At 28.9% G+C, this 1,034-nt stretch carries 1 protein-coding gene; it reads left to right on the forward strand.

From position 1 onward, the window contains the following. The first annotated feature begins 388 nt into the window (after positions 1 to 388). Entirely contained in the window at positions 389 to 892 is a 504-nt protein-coding gene (locus tag DNU06_RS17495; protein WP_111064791.1) for a hypothetical protein, read from the forward strand. Positions 893 to 1,034 lie beyond the last annotated feature (142 nt).

Below are 1,034 nucleotides of genomic sequence, written 5' to 3' on the forward strand. Positions count from 1 at the left end.
CTAAACCTAACATGGTCTTATTCCCCTGTTCTGTCCTGTTAATAATATTATAAATATAATTTATTACAAGCTTAGGATACCTATATTCAATTTGCATTTACCAATTAAAAGGAGTGGTAATTAATAAAATAGCGCCAAAACATGGTTTAGATAGTCTAAAATAATTAATTTAGCCTAAACAATGCCTTGGCGGTTATTAAGTTACTTTGTGCAAGGTAATGCAAACAGAAATATAGCCAAGCGTTGTAAGTAATTGTAGACAACATATGAAAGAAAGACGTGCTGCGGAATTGTATTTTAATTAGGCAAAATACGATTTAGAATAGAATGTGTATAATAATATTAAGAACCGTAATTTATGAAAACCAACACTAAAATAATACTTCTGATGTTGACAACATTTTTAGTATTCTCGTGCAATAAAAAATATGGTAAAATTGATGGGAAAGAGTATTCTAAAGGAATAATTTATTTTGAAATAGACAATGAAGTTCCACTATCTGAATCAAAAAATGTAATGGAAAGTATTGGGAAAGAAAAATTCAAATTGAATGGATTTAAGTATACTACTCAGACAACTTTTGATAGCTTGACATTTTTTGCCATTATGTTCGATAGCATAGAATATTTAGATGTTTTTGATATTGTTTATGACAAGAACTCGAAGGAAGCCACTTTTCGAAACATGGGCTTTGAAAACTTATCAAGTACTAACTTAATCACATGGAATACCTTATTAGATACAAATGGAATAATTGAATCACAAAACAGCGAAAAATATGGATATTTATATATTGATGAAGGAACTGAGCAGTATTGGATAGATATTTTGAAAGAAAAAGGTGAAATAAGTGATGCTGATTTTGTTTGGAAATATAGTACTCACCAATAACTCATTTTAGAAAAACTACTTACAACAACAAATAAACCCAAGCTGACGCCAGTGTTTATTCAAACGTTAACTACAAGCTGGTATAAATTAATACTAGAACTAACACTCAACCTTTAAACGATTATAACGTTATAACTATATG

This window comes from Putridiphycobacter roseus, from assembly GCF_003234935.1.
Taxonomy (GTDB): domain Bacteria; phylum Bacteroidota; class Bacteroidia; order Flavobacteriales_D; family Crocinitomicaceae; genus Putridiphycobacter; species Putridiphycobacter roseus.